Annotated in this window: 15 protein-coding genes; 9 read left to right on the top strand and 6 right to left on the bottom strand. The window is 63.3% G+C overall.

Features of this window, described 5'->3' with window-relative positions; translation table 11 throughout:
- Positions 1 to 319: 319 nt before the first annotated feature.
- Together serS and VHD36_00375 are read right to left on the bottom strand one after the other, a co-directional pair.
- Positions 320 to 1,606 (bottom strand): serine--tRNA ligase, encoded by a 1,287-nt coding sequence (serS, locus tag VHD36_00380; GenBank protein ID HVU85747.1) that lies wholly within the window; start codon positions 1,604 to 1,606, stop codon positions 320 to 322.
- A gap of 98 nt (positions 1,607 to 1,704) precedes the next feature.
- Positions 1,705 to 3,075 carry a dipeptidase gene (locus VHD36_00375; protein ID HVU85746.1) on the bottom strand — a complete coding sequence of 457 codons (1,371 nt, stop codon included), beginning with the start codon at positions 3,073 to 3,075 and terminating at the stop codon, positions 1,705 to 1,707.
- A 236-nt stretch (positions 3,076 to 3,311) separates the two neighbouring features.
- On the opposite strand from VHD36_00375, the gene VHD36_00370 reads away from it, so the two are divergent.
- From VHD36_00370 to VHD36_00330, 9 genes are all read left to right on the top strand, one after another.
- Positions 3,312 to 3,668 (top strand): ATP-dependent Clp protease adaptor ClpS, encoded by a 357-nt coding sequence (locus VHD36_00370; GenBank protein HVU85745.1) that lies wholly within the window; start codon positions 3,312 to 3,314, stop codon positions 3,666 to 3,668.
- A 103-nt stretch (positions 3,669 to 3,771) separates the two neighbouring features.
- The gene (mtaB, locus tag VHD36_00365; protein ID HVU85744.1) at positions 3,772 to 5,067 is read left to right on the top strand and encodes a tRNA (N(6)-L-threonylcarbamoyladenosine(37)-C(2))-methylthiotransferase MtaB; all 1,296 of its coding nucleotides are present in this window, start codon (positions 3,772 to 3,774) and stop codon (positions 5,065 to 5,067) included.
- Between the two features lie 30 nt (positions 5,068 to 5,097).
- Positions 5,098 to 6,006: a GYF domain-containing protein gene (locus VHD36_00360; protein ID HVU85743.1), complete on the top strand. Its 909-nt coding sequence runs from the start codon at positions 5,098 to 5,100 to the stop codon at positions 6,004 to 6,006.
- 205 nt (positions 6,007 to 6,211) lie between these two features.
- Entirely contained in the window at positions 6,212 to 6,781 is a 570-nt protein-coding gene (locus VHD36_00355; protein ID HVU85742.1) for a hypothetical protein, read from the top strand.
- A gap of 85 nt (positions 6,782 to 6,866) precedes the next feature.
- Entirely contained in the window at positions 6,867 to 8,360 is a 1,494-nt protein-coding gene (locus tag VHD36_00350; protein ID HVU85741.1) for a hypothetical protein, read from the top strand.
- Positions 8,361 to 8,678: 318 nt separating this feature from the next.
- On the top strand, positions 8,679 to 9,428 hold the full coding sequence (locus VHD36_00345) for an OmpH family outer membrane protein (GenBank protein ID HVU85740.1): 750 nt from the start codon (positions 8,679 to 8,681) through the stop codon (positions 9,426 to 9,428).
- 89 nt (positions 9,429 to 9,517) lie between these two features.
- Positions 9,518 to 10,393 (top strand): UDP-3-O-acyl-N-acetylglucosamine deacetylase, encoded by an 876-nt coding sequence (gene lpxC, locus VHD36_00340; GenBank protein HVU85739.1) that lies wholly within the window; start codon positions 9,518 to 9,520, stop codon positions 10,391 to 10,393.
- Between the two features lie 130 nt (positions 10,394 to 10,523).
- Positions 10,524 to 11,330 carry an acyl-ACP--UDP-N-acetylglucosamine O-acyltransferase gene (gene lpxA, locus VHD36_00335; GenBank protein ID HVU85738.1) on the top strand — a complete coding sequence of 269 codons (807 nt, stop codon included), beginning with the start codon at positions 10,524 to 10,526 and terminating at the stop codon, positions 11,328 to 11,330.
- Positions 11,327 to 12,445 carry a Gfo/Idh/MocA family oxidoreductase gene (locus VHD36_00330; protein HVU85737.1) on the top strand — a complete coding sequence of 373 codons (1,119 nt, stop codon included), beginning with the start codon at positions 11,327 to 11,329 and terminating at the stop codon, positions 12,443 to 12,445. Before lpxA ends, VHD36_00330 begins: the two co-directional genes overlap by 4 nt.
- Positions 12,446 to 12,541: 96 nt before the next feature.
- On the opposite strand, the gene VHD36_00325 is transcribed toward VHD36_00330, so the two are convergent.
- The 4 genes from VHD36_00325 to rsgA form a co-directional block, all read right to left on the bottom strand.
- Positions 12,542 to 14,008, bottom strand: a complete 1,467-nt coding sequence (locus VHD36_00325) for a Gfo/Idh/MocA family oxidoreductase (GenBank protein HVU85736.1) — start codon at positions 14,006 to 14,008, stop codon at positions 12,542 to 12,544.
- Between the two features lie 146 nt (positions 14,009 to 14,154).
- Positions 14,155 to 14,940, bottom strand: coding sequence for an SDR family NAD(P)-dependent oxidoreductase (locus VHD36_00320; protein ID HVU85735.1), 786 nt, complete (start codon positions 14,938 to 14,940; stop codon positions 14,155 to 14,157).
- A gap of 30 nt (positions 14,941 to 14,970) precedes the next feature.
- Positions 14,971 to 16,314: a GTPase HflX gene (gene hflX / locus VHD36_00315; protein HVU85734.1), complete on the bottom strand. Its 1,344-nt coding sequence runs from the start codon at positions 16,312 to 16,314 to the stop codon at positions 14,971 to 14,973.
- Positions 16,315 to 16,545: 231 nt separating this feature from the next.
- Positions 16,546 to 17,679, bottom strand: coding sequence for a ribosome small subunit-dependent GTPase A (rsgA, locus tag VHD36_00310; protein HVU85733.1), 1,134 nt, complete (start codon positions 17,677 to 17,679; stop codon positions 16,546 to 16,548).
- Positions 17,680 to 17,736 lie beyond the last annotated feature (57 nt).

The raw sequence follows: 17,736 nt of genomic DNA, 5'->3' as shown, positions 1-17,736 counted from the left end.
ACTTCCCCGCAACCACCGCCGGCGTCGACCTCCGTGTCATTGCAAGCCCTCCCTCGGTTGAGATGGCTTCAACAAATAACACACCCACCCATGGCGCAAAAAGCGTGCCGAACAGTATTGCGGGAGAGGGCAGGGTGAGGGAACAAACGTCGCACCGCAGAAAACGAATGCCGTGAAGGTTGGCCGCGGCGTGAGTGAAGACGTCGACCCTCCCCTAGCCCCTCCCTGACAGGGAGGGGGATTTTTCGTAGGGTGCCCTGTGGCACCATGTTTCTAATACCAATGCGATGGTGCACATAGTGCACCCTACAGAGTCGTTTCACGCCGGGGCGGTGATTCGCTCCTTGCCCATGAAGGCTCGCAGCGCCGGTGGCACGATGACCGAGCCGTCGGCCTGCTGATAATTCTCCACGATGGCGATCAAGGCGCGGCTGATGGCGACCGCTGTGCCGTTGAGCGTGTGCAGGAAGTGCGTTCCCTTTTCTCCCTTCACACGGTAGCGAATGCCCAGGCGGCGGGCCTGGTAGTCGGTGCAGTTCGAGGTGCTGGTCACTTCGCCGTATTCGCCCCCTTCGCCGCGGCCGGGCATCCAGGCTTCGAGGTCGAATTTGCGGTAGGCCGGGCCGCCCAGATCTCCGGTGGCGGTGTCGACCACGCGATAAGGAATGCCGAGTCCGTCGAACAAGCGTCCTTCCAGCTCGCAGAAGTAATCGAGCATCGCGTCGCTCTGATCGGGCAGCGTAAAGGCGAACATCTCGACCTTCGTGAATTGATGTACACGATACAAGCCGCGGGTCTGCCGGCCGTGCGCGCCGGCTTCGGTGCGGTAGCAGTGGCTGATGCCGCAATACTTGAGCGGCAGCCGCTCGGCTTCGATCGTCTGGTCCGAAAGTAAACCACCGAGCGTGATTTCGGCCGTGGCCACCAGGCTGAGATCGCTATCGGCCACGCTATAGATTTGCGTCTCCGGCCCACGCGGGATGTAGCCTGTCCCTTGCAGCACCTCATTGCGGGCAAGATCGGGCGTGATCGTCGGCGTGAAGCCTTCGCTGATGAGCAGGTCGAGGGCGTAGCGCTGCAGAGCCAGCTCCAGCAGGACGGCATCGTTGAGCAGAAAGTAAAAGCCGTGGCCTGCGACTTTCGCTCCGCCCTCGAAATCAAAAAGCTTCAACTGCTCGCCGAGCGTGACGTGATCGAGCGGCTTGAAATCGAATTTCGGGAGCGGCGCCTTTCCCTTGCGCAGCTCGAGGTTCGACTGATCGTCGGCGCCCGTCGGTGCGTCGGGATGCGACAGGTTGGGAATCGCGCGCAGGATGGCATCGGCCTCGGCGGTGAGATTCTCCAAGGCAGCCTGAGCGGCGGCCGTCTGCTCGCGCAGGTCGCGCCCCTGATTCTTGCGCGCTTCGCGCTCGGCCGGGTCCTTGGCCTGGCCGATCGATTTCGAAACCTCGTTCGCCTGCCGATTGAGCTGCTCGACCTCGGTCTGCTTTTCGCGTCGCTGGGCTTCAAGGGTCAGAAACTGGTCAATGTCCGCTTTCGCGCCGCGCAGCGCACAGTTCTTTTTTACCAGGTCGACGTTGTCGACGATAAATTTGCGATCAAGCATGAAAAGCCAATACTAAATAAGGATGATGAGTGACCAGCGAGCACCGCGCGACCGACGCTTTTGGGCGCGAGATGCGAGCATGTTTCCCACGACGCTCGTCACTTCTTGATATTGCTGATTTCCTGCCACAAATGTGCGCTGGCCTTGATGCCACGATGGAAATCGGCCAGGCAAAACTTCTCGTTCGGGCTGTGGGTGTTGTCGTCGTTTTGTCCCCAGCCCAGGAGTAGGGTATCGACTCCCAACTTATCGTGGAAGGTCGACACGACCGGGATCGAGCCACCCTCGCGGATGAAGACGGGGCGCCGCCCGAATCCCGTGGCGATGGCATTCGCGGCGGCTTCCATGTAGGGGCTGTCGAGAGGCACGACGACGCCCGGCGCGCCGTGAAACGAGATCAGTTCCATCTTGATGCCCGGCGGAACGCGCGCCGCGAGAAACGCATTCAAACTGTCGGCGATGCTATGCGGATCCTGGTTGGGCACCAGGCGAAAGCTGAATTTCGCGCTCGCCCGGGCGGGCAGCACGGTCTTGGCGCCTTCGCCTTGATAGCCGCTGGTCAGGCCGTTGATGTCGCAGGTCGGTCGGGCCCAGCGTCGTTCGAGCGTGGTATATCCTTCTTCGCCTGAGAGGGCGTCGACACCCAGTTGGCGCATGAAATCTTGCTCGTCGAAACCCAGCTTGCGCATCGCTGCGCGTTCGGTGTCGGTGACCGGCAACACGTTGTCGTAAAAGCCGGGCAGTTGAACCTGCCCGCGCTCGTTCACCAGAGCCGTTAGCATCCGCACCAAAGCATTCGCGGGGTTCGTGACAGCGCCGCCAAAGACGCCGGAGTGCAAATCCTGGCTGGGGCCGGTCAGCCGCAGCTCGAAGTATGCGATGCCCTTCAGCCCGTAGGTAATGGCTGGCTGGCCGGGCGCGAACTGACTTGTGTCGCTGATGACGATGATGTCGCACGCCAGCCGATCATGATTGCGATCGACAAACGCGTCGAGATTGGCGCTGCCGACTTCTTCCTCGCCTTCGATGATGTACTTGAGGTTCAGCGGCAGCCGGCCAGCGGTCTTGATCCAGGCTTCGGCACTTTTGATGTGCGTGAACATCTGCCCCTTGTCGTCGGTGGCACCGCGAGCGTACAGGTTGCCGTCGCGTACCGTCGGCTCAAACGGAGGCGAAATCCATTCGCCCAGCGGATCGGGCGGCTGCACGTCGTAATGACCATAGACCAGCACGGTCGGTGCGGCGGGCACGTTGGGCGACTGGGCGTAGACGATCGGGTGGCCGGCGGTCTCGATCAATTCGGCCTTGAAGCCCAGCGATTGAAATTGCGCCAGGACCCAGCCCGCGGCGCGGCGGATGTCGTCCTTGTGCGTGCTCATCGCACTGACGCTGGGGATGCGCAGCAACTGACACAGTTCGTCCTCGAAGCGATCGGCGTGCTGCTCGAGATATTCGTCGAGGGCGGGCATGGCGGGTCATCCAACGGTGCGAGGCAGTGTTTTCGACGCAGACAGCACCTTTTTGGCGGGTGCTGGCGTCCAATATAATGATCCAAGGCGATTTCGCCACGGCAGGCCCCCGGCCCGAGGTGGCTGGTAGAATTGGTTGCACCGGCGTACGGCCGTGTCAGAATTACCAATGTTGCCCGAGGTCGCGCGGCCCGGGGTTAACGAGAGCTTTGAATCCAGCGAGTGGGAGAAGCGTTGTGTCGAGTCAGGCTGCGATAGACGTGCCGGTTGCCGACACCGTCGAAGAGCGCAAAACGCGGCAGGCAAAGAAGCCCAAACGGCAACCGCGCTACAACGTGATTCTGTGGAACGACGATGACCATTCGTATCCCTATGTGATGGTCATGCTGCAGGAGCTGTTCGGCCATCAACTGGAAAAGGGATATCAGTTGGCGTGTACGGTCGACACCGCCGGCCGCGCCGTCGTGCTGACGACCACGCGCGAGCATGCCGAGCTGAAGCGCGATCAGATCCACGCCTATGGCAAGGATGATTTGATCGCGGGCTGCCAGGGCTCGATGTCGGCCTCGATCGAGCCGGTCGAAGAAGAATGATCGCGGCCGCCCCGCGCCGCTTCTGGCGCCCGGTTGAGCGAAAAGGAGATCCCGCTGCCGGCCGTTGGTTTTTCTCCAACACTTATTGCCTCCGATCTGTGTAATGCCCACCCTGCGAACTGCCACGCTCGGCTGCAAAGTCAATCAATACGAGACGCAGTACCTGCGCGAAGGTTTGCACGGTATCGGTTATCGCGAGGCCGGGCCCGACGAAGCGGCCGACTTGTGCATCGTCAACACCTGCACGGTCACGGCCGAAGGGGACGCCAAGAGCCGGCAGGTCATCCGCCAGATGGCGCGCCGCAACCCGGGCACGCGCATTGTCGTGATGGGTTGCTACGCCACGCGCGCCCCGCAGGAGGTTGCCACGCTTCCCGCCGTGGCCGAAGTGCTGACCGACAAGCGCGAGCTGCCCGATTTATTGGGACGCTTCGGCGTCGTCGACGTGCCGACGGGCATCGCGGGGCTCGACGGCCGCCAGCGCGCTTACGTGAAGGTGCAGGACGGCTGCCGGCTCGCCTGCACCTTCTGCATCATTCCCCAAGTGCGCCCCGTGCTGGCCAGCCGGCCGGCTGATCAGATCGTCGCCGAGATCCAGCGCCTGACCGGCAATGGGTACCGCGAAATCGTGCTCACGGGCATTCACCTGGGGCATTACGGAATCGAGCTCAATCGCGGCAAGCCGAAGGCCGAGTGGCTGCGGCTCTCGCATTTGCTCCAGCGCATCGCCCGCATGCCGGGCGAGTTTCGCGTGCGGCTGTCGAGCATCGAGGCCACGGAAGTCACGCGCGAGTTGATCCAGGTGATGGCCGATCATCCGTCACGCATCTGCCCTCATTTGCACATTTCGCTGCAAAGCGGATCGGACCGGGTGTTACGCCGGATGCGGCGCCGCTGGGGCGCGCAGCGCTTGATCGATCGCGCGCACCTGGTGCGCGAGGCGCTCGACCAGCCGGCGATTACGACCGATATCATCGTGGGCTTTCCGGGTGAAACGGATGAAGATTTCGCGGCGACGTGCCGCGTGGTCGAAGAGATCGGCTGCTCGAAGATCCACGTCTTTCCGTTTAGCGCCCGGCGTGGCACGCCGGCGGCCGAGATGTCCGACCAGGTGCCGGCGGCCGTGAAATCCAAACGCGCCGAGGAATTATCCGCGCTGGCTGACCGGTTGCGCGACCGTTACTTCGCCAGCCTGCGTGGGCGGACCTTGCAGGTGCTCGTCGAACCTCGCGTTGCCAGCCGGACCGGGTATCGGCTGGGCACGGCCTGCCGGTACGCGCCCGTCGAAGTGCCGATCGCCGGCACCACGGTCCGTCACTTCGTCGATTGCGTTGCTGGCGAAGTCGTTGACGGTTGCATTCGCGCGCGGCTCGTGGATGATGGCAGGATTAATAGTTAGGGCAGGGGCCTGCCGCGCCGGGCGACGAGTATGGGAATTCGATTCGAGTGCGTTCATTGCGGCCACACGCTGCACGTCAAGGATTACCTGGCGGGCAAGCGCGGCATTTGCCCGCACTGCCAGGGCAAGATCGACATCCCGTTCAGCTCGACCGATGCGGCGTCAGGTGACGAGCCGAGCGGGATAGCCGTCGAGCTGAAAACCGCGCTCGAAGAACAGCCGACGCGCGAAATGCGGCCGCAAGACGTGGCGAACCATCAGGCGGCTTCGATCCCGCTTGGTGCGCCCCTGCAAACAAGCTCGGCTGACGCTCTGGGACCGCGCGTTCCCGCGGCAGCCGGCGGCGACCCGATCGGCGAGGCGCCGCAATTGCAGTGGTATGTGCTGCCGCCGGGTTCGATGACCAAGTACGGCCCGGCGCAGGGCGAGACGATGCGCGCCTGGCTCGAGGAAGGTCGCGTGGCCGCCGACGCGCTCGTATGGCGCGAGGGATGGCCGCAATGGCGCGGCGCCGCCGCGGTTTTTCCACGGCTGGCGCAGTCAGCCGTGCCGATGGCAACCGCGCGTCCCGGCGCGACGGTGTCTAGCAACGCGGCCCCTGTCAATACAGGACCGATCAAATCTGGGCCGATGAACGCCACGCCGGCGAACTCGATGCCTGTCGCGTCAGCACCCATTGGGTCAGCACCCATCGCGTCAGTGCCGGTCAGTGAAAGTTTCATCGCCGACGAACCGCGGGCTGCGCCCTATTCAGCAGCACCCGGCGGCGAGGCCGTCGTGCTCGGTGACGATGACGTGCAGCCCGTGACGAAGCGCGCCGCGGCGAGGCACAAGCCAGCGCGCCACATGCGCGATCAGCGCAGCATGATCATCGCGCTTTTGGTCGTGCTGGTCGTTATTCTGCTGCCGCTCTTGGTGTGGGTGCTGCTGCACCAATAGCGGCGCGTCGATGTAAACTTCACGACTTGATGCTCGGGCAAGGGGGCCATGGCAGACGATTGTCCGCGACGTGCGCGGGCCTGCGGCGCGGAATGTGCATGCGGCTTAGCCCGCCGATTGGCCCTGGCAGGCGCGTAAGCTACAATTTGGCGGCGTGGGCAGGGCGGCGAAACCACGTATTTACCCCAAATTGGAAGCAATCGCGATGAGATATCTTCGATTCCTTGTCTGTTTGCTGGTTGTAGCCACCGCGGCGGCGCTAATGCCCCATGTCGGCCGCGCGGATGATGCCGCGGGGGCCAAGACGTTTGTCGTCGGCGGTGCCTTTCAGTTGACTTCGCCCGAGAACTGGATCAGCCGCGAGCCGCGCACGCGGATCGTCGAGCATGAGTTCGCCGTGCCCAAGGCGGCCGGGGATGACGCCGACGGCCGGGTGACGGTCATGGGAGCGGGCGGCGGCGTGGCCGCGAATATCGACCGCTGGTATCAGCAATTCACCCAACCTGACGGCGCCGGCACCAAGGAGCGAGCTAAAGTCGAGAAGAAGGAAATTGCCGGTCAGGCGGTGACGATCGTGGATATTTCGGGCACCTACATGGATCGCCCAGGCCCGATGGCGCCGGGCGTCGAGCGGCCGCATTACCGCATGCTGGGCGCGATCATCGAGACCAAGCATAACGGCAATCACTTCATCAAGTTCTACGGCCCTGAAAAGACGGTGGCCGCGAACGTCGACGCCTTCAACAAGCTGCTCGATAGCCTGCGGCAGAAATAATTCGGTCAGCGATGGTCGCGTCCCGCGACAGCTTGCCCGCGGACGGCGTAGAGTCATTCCCTTTCAGCGGTCTCTCAGCGCAGCGATGAAGATTCAACAGTTTCTCGAACACCACGGCATCAGCGGCAATCCGTTCTCGGAGGAGGATGCGCAGACCGATCCGGTTTTCAAGGATCATTGCATCCTCAGCACGTATCACCCAAGCTGGGACAAGGTGTACGGCGACCCGGCCGAGCCGGCGACTTCGATCGTGTTCGGCGAAAAGGGATCGGGCAAGACCGCGCTGCGGCTGCAGATCGTGCGTCATCTGACCGAGTACAACCGCCAGCATCCTGATGCGCGGCTGTTCGTGATCGAGTACGACGATTTCAATCCCTTTCTCGACCGCTTCGTCGAGCACGTCGGCCAGCGCATGCGTCGTGGCGACCAGGTGCTGGCGCAATGGAAACTGTGGGATCACATGGACGCGATCCTGTCGCTCGGCGTGACGCAGTTGGTGGACCGCATTCTGAACGGGAATGGCAAACCGAAGCCATCGTCGGTCGACGTCGGACCGATCGACGTGCGTAAGCTCGACCGGCACCAGGCGCGCGATCTGCTACTGCTGGCGGCGTGCTACGACCGCTCGACGGCCGAGGCGCCGCGTCGCCGCTGGCATCGTCTGCGCCGCAAGCTGCGTTTTCGCACCTGGCGCGCCCGCTGGCCGGCGGCGCTGGGGGTGTTGGGCACGCTGGCCGTGATCGGCGCGATCGTGGGGTTCGAGCGCTGGAATCTGCTGGAAACTCCCTGGCCCTACGTGCTGATCGCGGCGCTGTGGCTTCCGTGGGTCGGCCGCTGCTTGCGCTGGTTCTGGCGGGCGCGACGCGTCGCGCGGCAATTGCGCGTCATCAAACGCGAAGTGAATCCGTTACGGCACGTGCTGATGAATTTCAGCAACGATCAATTGGCAGGTCAGCCGCTGCCGGATCGTGAACGCACGGACGATCGCTTCGAGCTATTGGTGAAACTGCAGGGCGTGCTGGCCGGCTTGGGGTATTCCGGCGTTGTGGTCCTGGTCGACCGGGTGGACGAACCGCATTTCATCAACGGCTCGGCCGATCGCATGCGCGGACTGTTGTGGCCGCTGTTGGACAACAAATTCCTCAAGCATCCCGGCCTGGGTTTCAAGCTGCTGTTGCCGATCGAACTGTCGTATTTCATCGATCGCGAAGACCGCGATTTTTATCAGCGGGCCCGGCTCGACAAGCAAAACATGGTGCCGTCGCTGGAATGGTCGGGCGAGGCGCTTTACGACGTGGCGAATGCAAGATTGCAGGCCTGCGCCAACAATGGCCGCAAACCGACCTTGCGCGACCTGTTCGACGAATCGGTGGACGATCGCCGGCTGATTACCGCTCTGCGCAGTCTGCGCGTTCCACGTCACCTGTTCAAATTCTTGTATCGCACCTTCGTGGCGCATTCGAGCGCTCATACGGACGAAAGCCCGGCATGGAAGATTTCCGGCGAAACGTTCGAATCGCAGCTGGCACTTTATCAGCGCGATCAGGACGCTTTCGACCGTGGCCTGGGGGCGGGTTGAAGGCCGCCGCCGAGCGCACGTGCGGGGCTTGCGCCTTGAGCGCGCAGGTTGTTTGAACCGGCCCAAAATGGCTTGCGCATTTCTTACGGCTCGTGGCCGCGACCGCAATTCGCCAAGGCCGAACTACCTTCGCCCGAAGCCTTTAAAGCACCGCGGACGGGCCAATTTTCTGGCCTTTACCCATCCGGCGCTTGTCGGCACAATACCGCCTCGCCAATGACCCCCATCTAACCCTGTCATGGGCTCCGCGGCTGAGACAATTCGTCAGGATGACGCTCGGCCGAGGAATATTCGCCGAACAGCAAGGAGTGCTGAAAAGTGGCCAAATCACTTTGCCGAGGTACGTTCGCGGCTCTGTTCACGGCGCTGGCCCTCACCAGCACGGCCCATTCCCAGCAACAACCGGCGGGTCAACCGCCGCAGCAACCTCCGCGGAACGCGACGCCGCCGGCAGGCGGTGCGCCCGCGGGCGGCGCCGCTCACCATGCGGCTGCGCAGCACGGCGGCGCCGTTCCGGGTGGCGTGGCCCTGATCGACCTGCCCTACGTGCTCAAGAATCATGGCGGCTTCAACCACCGCTTGGAAGAATTGCGCCGCGAAGCGGAAGGGGCGGAGAACGCCCTGAAAATCAAGCGCGATGAGATTCAAAAGTTGATGGTGCAACTCGACGACCTGAATCGGGGCAGCCCCGACTTCAAGAAGCTGGAAGAAGAAATCACCAAGCGGCAGGCCGGCCTGAGCGTGGACGTCAACATCACGAAGAAGAAGTTCCAAGAGGCGGAAGCCAAGATTTACTACGAAGTCTACCAGTCGATCCTGGCCGAAGTCCGTTACTACGCCGAAGCCAACCGCATCACGCTCGTCCTGAAGTTCAATGGTGATGAAGCCAACAAGGACAATCCAGAAGAGATCATGCGCGAGATGCAGAAGATGGTGCTGTATTACAACCCGGTCGTCGACATCACGCCGATCATTCTCGACCGGATGAAGGCCCAGCAGCCGCGCGGCGCCGCGGGGACGAATCCTGCCGCTCAGCGCCCGGGTGTGCAACAACCGCCACGTCGCTAACAGCTCGTCAGCCCGCGCCGCGAGGGCGGCCGGGCGAACAACTCTCGTTGGATTTTTCATCCGGGTCCCCGATTGCTTTGGCCAGCCTGATGTACATTCCCAGACAGCAGCGTACGATCGAAAAACCGGCGGTTGTCGAAGGTTTCGGTTATTGGAGCGGCAAGGACGTGCGGGTCGAGTTTCGTCCGGCCCCGCCCGATACCGGCGTGATCTTCGTGCGTGGCGATCTGGCCAAGCCGCAGCGGATTCCGGCCACGGTCGCTCAGCGGGTCGAGACGCCGCGCCGCACGACCTTGCGTGCCGGTAGCGCGAGTGTCGAGATGGTCGAGCACATCATGGCGGCGCTGGCCGGCTTGCGGATCGACAATTGCGAAGTGTGGGTCGATACCGTGGAAATGCCCGGCTGCGACGGATCGAGCCAGCCGTTTGTCGAGGCGCTCGTGGCCGCCGGCATGGTCACGCAAAACTCGCTGCGCAACGCGCTTGTCGTGCGCGAGGTAACGCGGCTGGGTGACATCGACAGTTGGATCGAGGCGCGCCCCTCGGCCGGCCCCGGTATGTCGATCAAGTTTCGCATCGACTACGGATCGGGCAACGCGATCGGCCGCCAGACGCTGACCATGCCGATTACGCCCGACTCGTTCCAGCGCGAGCTGGCCCCCAGCCGAACGTTCATGCTCAAGAGCGAAGCCGATTGGCTGGTGGCGCAAGGGTTAGGCCGGCGGGCTTCGGTCAAGGATTTGCTGATCTTCGACGGCGACGGGCCGATCGACAACGAATTGCGCTACCGCGACGAATGCGTCCGGCACAAAGCGCTCGACCTGGTGGGCGACCTGGCGCTGGCCGGGTGCGATCTGATTGGGCACTTCGTCGCGCATCGCAGCGGGCATCGACTCAACGCGGAATTGGTGCGTGTGCTTTTGCAAGAGGGTGACATGCTCGTGGCTCATCGCCGTTCGGCCTAGGCTGTGACGGTCGATGCCAAGGGCTCAGCGTGGATCGACGAAAATAGGGAATCTTTTTTCGAATTGTCTCGACGCGGCCGGCGATCAGACCTTCGCTCGGCCGACGCCGGATGCGCGGAGCTGATCGTTCATGGCAACCTACGTCTCGGAACACGTCGCGATCGACGCCCGCGCCGAAATCGACGTCGACGTCGAAATCGGGCCTTTCTGCGTCATCGGCCCCCACGTCCGCATCGGACGCGGGACGCGGCTGGAGAACAACGTGACCATCATGGGTCACGTCACCATCGGCCAGAACAACCACATCTATCCGGGCGTGGTTATCGGCGGCGAGCCGCAGGATATCAGCTACCGGGGGAGTGACACGCAGGTCTCGATCGGCGATGCGAACGTCATTCGCGAAGGCGTCACGATCAACCGCGCCACCGAGAAGGAAGACGGCGTCACCTCGGTCGGCAACAACAACTTCTTCATGGCTTGCTCGCACGTGGCCCACGATTGCCGCGTCGGCGATCACATCATCATGGCCAACGGCACGCTCTTGGGCGGCCATGTACACGTTCACGATTACGCCTCGATCTCGGGCGGAGTCGGCGTGCACCATTACGCCACGATCGGCTCCTACAGCTTCGTGGCGGGCATGAGCCGGGTGCTGCACGACGTTCCGCCGTACATGCTGGTCGACGGACACCCCACGCGGCCACGGTGCATCAACGTCGTCGCGCTCAAGCGCAAGGATTTCTCCTCCGAGTCGATCGACAGCCTGGCCGAAGCGCATCGGCTGTTGTTCCGCGCGAAGGTAGGCCTGGAGCATGCCCGCGAAATCTTGCGCGGCAACAACCTGGTCACGCCCGAGGTACAAAACCTGCTCAGTTTCGTCGAGCAGCAGCAGCAAGGTAAGCACGGCCGCGCTCGCGAGCGGAGGAGAGCCGCTTGAAACCGCTCAACGTGGCCGTCGTTGGTGTCGGCCATCTGGGAAAAATCCACGCCCGGATTCTGGCCGGCCTGCCGCAATTCTCGCTGGTCGGCCTGGTCGATCCAATCGCCGAGAACCTGGCGCAGGCGACCGCCGCCTATGGCGTGCCCGGCTATCGCGACCCGCGCGAGCTTTCGGGAAATATCGACGCGGCGATCATTGCCACGCCCACCCGTTTTCATCACATGGTGGCCGGCGAACTGATCGAGCGGGGCGTTCACCTGCTCGTCGAAAAGCCGCTGGCCAGCACGTACGTCGAAGCGTGCGAGCTGGTCGACGCCGCGCGCCGGCAAGGAACTGTCCTGCAAGTAGGACACGTCGAACGATTCAATCCGGCCTTCGCCGCGGCACTGCCGCATCTGGCCACGCCGAAGTACGTCACGGCCGTGCGCCGCTCGGGCTTTTCGTTTCGCTCGACCGATATCGGCGTGGTCATGGACTTGATGATTCATGATATCGATCTGGTGTTGTCGCTGGTGCGTTCGCCGCTACGGCAGGTCGAAGCAATCGGCCTGGCCCTTTTCGGTCAGCACGAGGACGTGGCCAACGCGCGGTTGTCGTTCGAGAATGGCTGCGTGGCCGAATTGAGCGCGTCGCGTGCCAGCCGTCTGCCGGCCCGCACGATGGATATCTGGTCGAGCCGGGCGCTGGCGAGCCTTGATTTCACGACGCGGACGGTGGCGCTTGTGCGACCTAGCGAATCGATCGTGCGTCGCGAGCTGGATATCGAACGACTGTCGATGGCCGAGCGGTCGGCGCTTAAGGACCGGCTGCTGGCGGATCACTTGCCGATCGAGCAAATGACGATCGAGCCGCGCGACGCGATCACCGCTGAGCTCGTCGATTTTGCCGACAGCATTCGGTCGGGGCGCATGCCCCAAGTGCCGGGCGAAGCCGGCCGCGACGCGGTCGACGTTGCCGAGCGCATCATGGCCAAGATGGCCCGACATGCCTGGGACGGCACGCCCGAGGGGCCCGTCGGTCCGACAGTGGCGCCGGTGCGGCAGATCATTCCGGGCCCACACTGGGGGCGCAAGCCGGCCGGTGCGCCGGTCGAGCGGCGCGAAGCGGGGTAGGACGCCACGGGCGCCTGCGGCGCAACGGCTGAACGCGCGGGTGCGACTGGTGGCTTGCCACCAGTGTCCTTCACGCGGCACCTGCGGCAATAACGGCTAAACGCGCCCGGCGGGCGGCACGATGAACGGGGCGCGGTATTCACGCGTCAGCATCGCGTCGGCTTGCGAATCGTTGACGAAGCGCTCGTCGTCGATGTCGAAGTGCAATTCGCGGCCGTAGCCGATTTGCGCCTTGTCGATATCGACGCCGTTACTCTTTAAGTGGTCGCTGAAGCGCTCGAAGGTGTCGATCGCGTCGTCGTTGCCGGCCAGCCGCATTTCGACTTGCCGAAGCGGCTCTTGCGTGCCCAAGCGGTACGAGATGTTGCCCATGTGGCACAGGGCGCTCGACAGATGCCCTTCGAGAATATCGGCGTTAAGGTCGGCCGGGTTACGACTGCGCACGGCCTTCAGGAAATTGCCGTGGTGATCGCCACCTCCCTGGAATTCGGCGACCTTGTTTCCCTTGAGATCAAAGGCGGCGCCGGCCGTGTACTCGGTGAGCACCACGAAACCGTCGGCGCCTTCGAAGATCACGCCCACCTTTGCGCCGCGCAGCGGCTCAGTCGGCAGGCCGCGTACTTCGAAGACGAGTTGCTGATCGCCGTAGTCGTGAATGATGGTCTGCGTGTTGGCCGTCTCGCCGGCATCTTCGTAGCCCAAGCGCCCGCCGTAGCTGACGACTTCGGTGCTGAGCGTCTTGGCGCCCAGGCCCCAGCGGGCCAGGTCCATTTGATGAATGCCCTGGTTCCCCAGGTCGCCGTTGCCGTAATCCCACATCCAGTGCCAGTCGTAGTGCAGCTTCTCGCGCGTGAGCGGCTTGACCGGCGCGGGGCCTGACCAGAGGTCGTAGTTCACGCTGGCGGGAATCGGGTAATCGCCTTTCGGCCCGATCGAAGGGCGCGACTTGTAGCACAGACCGCGGGCGATCGAGAGCTTGCCGATCTTGCCTTCGTGAACGTACTTGATGGCATCGATCGAGCCCTTCATCGAGCGGCACTGCGTGCCGGTCTGGCAGATTCGGTTGTACTTGCGCGCGGCATCGACGATGCGTCGACCTTCGCTGACGTTGTGGCTCACCGGCTTTTCGACGTACACGTCCTTGCCGTTCTGGATGGCCCAAATCGCCACCAGCGCGTGCCAGTGATTGGGCGTGGCCGTGGTTACGATGTCGACCGATTTGTCCTCGAGCATTTGCCGCAGGTCCTGGACGTACTTCGGGGCGCGTCCCTGCCGAGCGGCCACTTCCTTGACGCGCTGCTGGCCGACGCTCTCGTCGACGTCGCACACGTACAAAACTTCGGTATCAGGACGCCTCGAGTACGCGCCGAGGTGACTGTTTCCCTGGCCGCGCACGCCGACGCACGCCACGCCCAGTTTTTCGTTAGGGCTCTTGCTGGCCGGCGCCGCTTCCTCGGCATGAACATGGGCGACGCCTCCCGCGGCAACGGCCGCGGCCGCGGCGAGCATCGAGTCTTCGAGAAATTTGCGGCGCGAGAGGGACGTGCGAGAGCGTGACGACATCGTTAAGGCTCCGAAGGAGAGAATCGTCCGGCTGCCGCCCCAAGGGGGTGGCCGGCGGCGTGCAATGGCGGGTCAAACCTCGCCGTCAAGTTTAACAAGCCGCGGGGCAATGCAAAACGCGCTTGATTACCCGAACCTCGCCCAAGTTATCCGAAACGCGACACCAGCGCGTCGGCCAGCCGCGGGGAAAGCCGATTCAGCCACAGCAAGATGCGGCCCTGGCGATTCGGCACGATCAGGTGCTTGCCGTGTTTCATGGCACGAACCGTGGCTCGGGCCACGTCCTCGGGCGGCACTCCCCCTTCGCCGCGGCTGCCTACGCCCACTTGCTCGGCCGCCAGAGAATCGAAAAACTCGGACCGCGTGGTGCCGGGGCTGACGAGAAGCACATCGATACCTTGATGGGCGACCTCGGCCCGCAGCGCTTCGCTGAAGCCAACAAGCGCGAACTTGCTGGCGCAGTATTCACTGTAATGGGGGATGCCACGATGCCCCAGGATCGAGGCCACGTTCACGATCAACGGCTTCCGGCCCGCGATTAATAGTGGCAGGGCAGCGCGCGAGAGTTCGACGGCCGCGAAGAAGTTCACTTCCATCACCTGGCGCAGTTGCGTGGGCTCGGATTGCGCGAAATCGCGAATGACGCCGACGCCGGCGTTATTGACGAGCGCGTCGAGTCCCCCCAGTTGCTCAGCGGCTGTTGCCATCAAAGCCTGGCGCGTGGCGGCCTCGGTAATATCGCCGGCCACGATTTCCAGCATGCCGGGCAATGCGGCGGCTTCGCCCACGAGCGCCGTCAGCCGCTCCTTGCGCCGGCCCGTGGCGATGACATGCGCGCGCTTGCGCAAAAGTTCCAGCACCAAGGCCCGGCCGATGCCGCTCGTGGCACCTGTGACTATCGTTCGACAACCTTCGATGGCGCGACGTGACAAGGAATGCGATTCCCGTTCCGGGGAGCTCGTTCAGGCGACGTCCTCGACGGTGCCACGAACAATAGCTTGTTTCTCGATATGACCGTTACCTTCTGTCGCATGGGGGCGAATGCTCGTGGCCCAATCGCGGATCGGTCCCAGGTGCTGCTGCGGGATGCGGCAGTGTACCGTCACCCGACTGTCGTTGTACTGTTGCGACAGGACCTCGGCATGGGCGGCGAGAAAGGCCAGCAGTCGGCCGTTCGCGGCATCGGTCTCGACATCAACGTCGAGAAAGCCACGGCTCAGGGCTTCGCTCGTTCGCCCGGCCAATTGTGCCAGGCCGTCCTTGCGGCGGGCACTGATGGGAATCGCGTTCGGATAACGCGCGAGTAGCCCGTCGAGCTGTGCGCGATTCGAGAGCGCGTCGACTTTGTTCAGGACCAAGAGCGTGTCCTTTTCTTCGATCCCCAGCTCTTGGAGCACGCCGTACACCGACGCGATCTGTTGGTACACGGCGGGACTGCTGGCGTCGGCCACGTGTAGTAGCAGGTCGGCCTGGCGCGCCTCTTCCAGTGTTGCCTTGAAGCTGGCGATCAAATGGTGCGGCAAGTCGCGAATGAATCCGACCGTGTCGCTCAACAGCACCGGTCCCCAGCCGGGAAGTTGCCAGCGGCGCGTGCGCGTGTCGAGCGTGGCGAACAATTTATGCTCGGCCAACACGTCCGCGCCGGTAAGGATGTTCAACAGCGTGCTCTTGCCGGCGTTGGTGTAACCTACCAGCGAGACCGTCATACGATCGTGTCGGGCGGCGACCTGGCGCTCCTTGCGGCGCTGGATCGTCGAGAGCTCGGTGCGCAGGTCGTGGATTTTCTTCTCGACCAGGCGGCGGTCGACTTCTAATTGTTTTTCACCCGGACCGCGCATGCCGATGCCCATTTTCAAGCGCGACAAGTGGGTCCACATCCGCTTCAATCGCGGCAGTGAGTATTGCAGCTGCGCGAGCTCGACGGCCAGGCGCGCCTCGTGCGTTTGCGCGCGGCTGGCAAAGATGTCGAGGATCAGCTCGGTGCGGTCGAGCACCTTTGTGCCCGTGGCCTTTTCCAGGTTGCGCGTCTGAGCGGGCGAGAGATCGTTGTCGAAGACGACGACGTCGGCATCGGCGCTTTCGACCAGTTGGTGCAGCTCCTCGACCTTGCCTTTGCCCAGGTAGGTCGTCTTGTCGGGCGTTTCGCGGCGCTGGGTCAGTTGACCCACGACGCGCGCCCCGGCCGTTTTCGCCAGACCTTCGAGTTCTTCCAACGGCGCGCCGGGAAACTGATGCGAAGGCAACACGACGCCGACCAGTACCGCCGCTTCGCTGACGACGGTCTCCGAACGATACATTTCTTTCACGATGTGCGGGAGCCCTTCGAAGAAGTTGGGAAATGTGCAATCCGAAGCGATCCGATAATGCCGGCAGCCCGGGCAGCTGCGCCCCACCGAAGTATACGTGCGCCGGCGACCTCGCGACGCGCGCGACAGGACCTATGCGGGAGGACAAGCGGATATGCATGGCGGTTCGCGGGAGATAACGCCACGCGCAGGTTTTCCGTGTGGTCGCGCTGTGCAGTCTGTTGTCGCATCTCAGGAATCCATATCGCCCGCGAACAGATGGCAATAGCTCTCGTAGCGGCGCGCGTCGAGCCATCCGTCGGCGACGGCATCCTTTACCGCGCAATCCGCCTCATGCGTGTGTGTGCAGTCAGGAAAGCGGCACTTGCTGACGAACGGGCGGATATCGCGATAGTACCCGGCGACCTCTTCGCGAATGACGTCCCACAGTTGGAATTGCCGGATGCCTGGCGTATCGATGACGTAACCGCCAGCAGCTAGCGGCAGTAGTCGCGCGGTGGTCGTAGTGTGACGGCCCTTTTGCGTTTCTTCGCTGACCTCGGCCACGCGCAAGCCAAAGCCGGGCTCGACGGCGTTCAAGAGTGACGACTTGCCGACGCCGCTTTGCCCAGCCACGGCCGTGGCGCACCCGGCCAAAGCGCGGCGCAAACGATCGACCCCGAAGCCGGTTCGCGCGCTGACGAACAATGTGCGATATCCCATCTGGCTGTAGACACCGACGATCGGCATGAGCGTGGCGCGATCGACCAGGTCCACCTTATTGATAACGATCAGAGGACGGATCTTGTTCTTGGCGGCGCTGACCAGGAAGCGATCAATCAGGTTCGGCTTCAAATACGGTTCGGCGGCGCTACCCACGATCAGCAGTTGATCGACGTTGGCCACCAGCACATGCTGGCGGCCGCGCGTGGCGCGGCTCAGGACGCCATACCGAGGGTCGACGCGCTCGATGATTCCCTCGTTACCGGGCGAAGGACGAAACAGCACGCGATCGCCCGCGGCGACGACATGGCGCTGATCGGTGCTAAGCGTTTTCAACAGGCGTCGCGTCGCGCACTGATAGAGCTGGCCGTCGCCGGCTTGGACGGTGCTGACCAGGCCTTGCACTGAGAGAACACGTCCGGCGAGACAAGTGGTGGCGTCAACGCCCAACACCGTTTCGCCCTCGGCTTGCTCGGTCGCCAGATCGTCGACCAGTATGGTGCGCTTGCGGGTGAGTTCACCGCGACCGCTGATGCGCTCTCCGCGCACCGCCTGATCCTCTCGCACGTCGTCGGTATGGAACCGCTTCGTCCAGTCTGAGGACCTGGCCCGGGTTACCCGGTTTTTGCGGAACTCGGTGCGAATTTTTTTCTTTTTGGCCATGCGGCGCGCGGCATTACCCCAAGAGAGCACGAAAGGAGCGGCACAAGGTACGGCCGC

Source organism: Pirellulales bacterium (genome assembly GCA_035546535.1).
Classification (GTDB): domain Bacteria; phylum Planctomycetota; class Planctomycetia; order Pirellulales; family JACPPG01; genus JACPPG01.
Note: the sequence above shows the minus strand (reverse complement) of the source record. Positions and strands in the feature narration are given on the sequence as shown.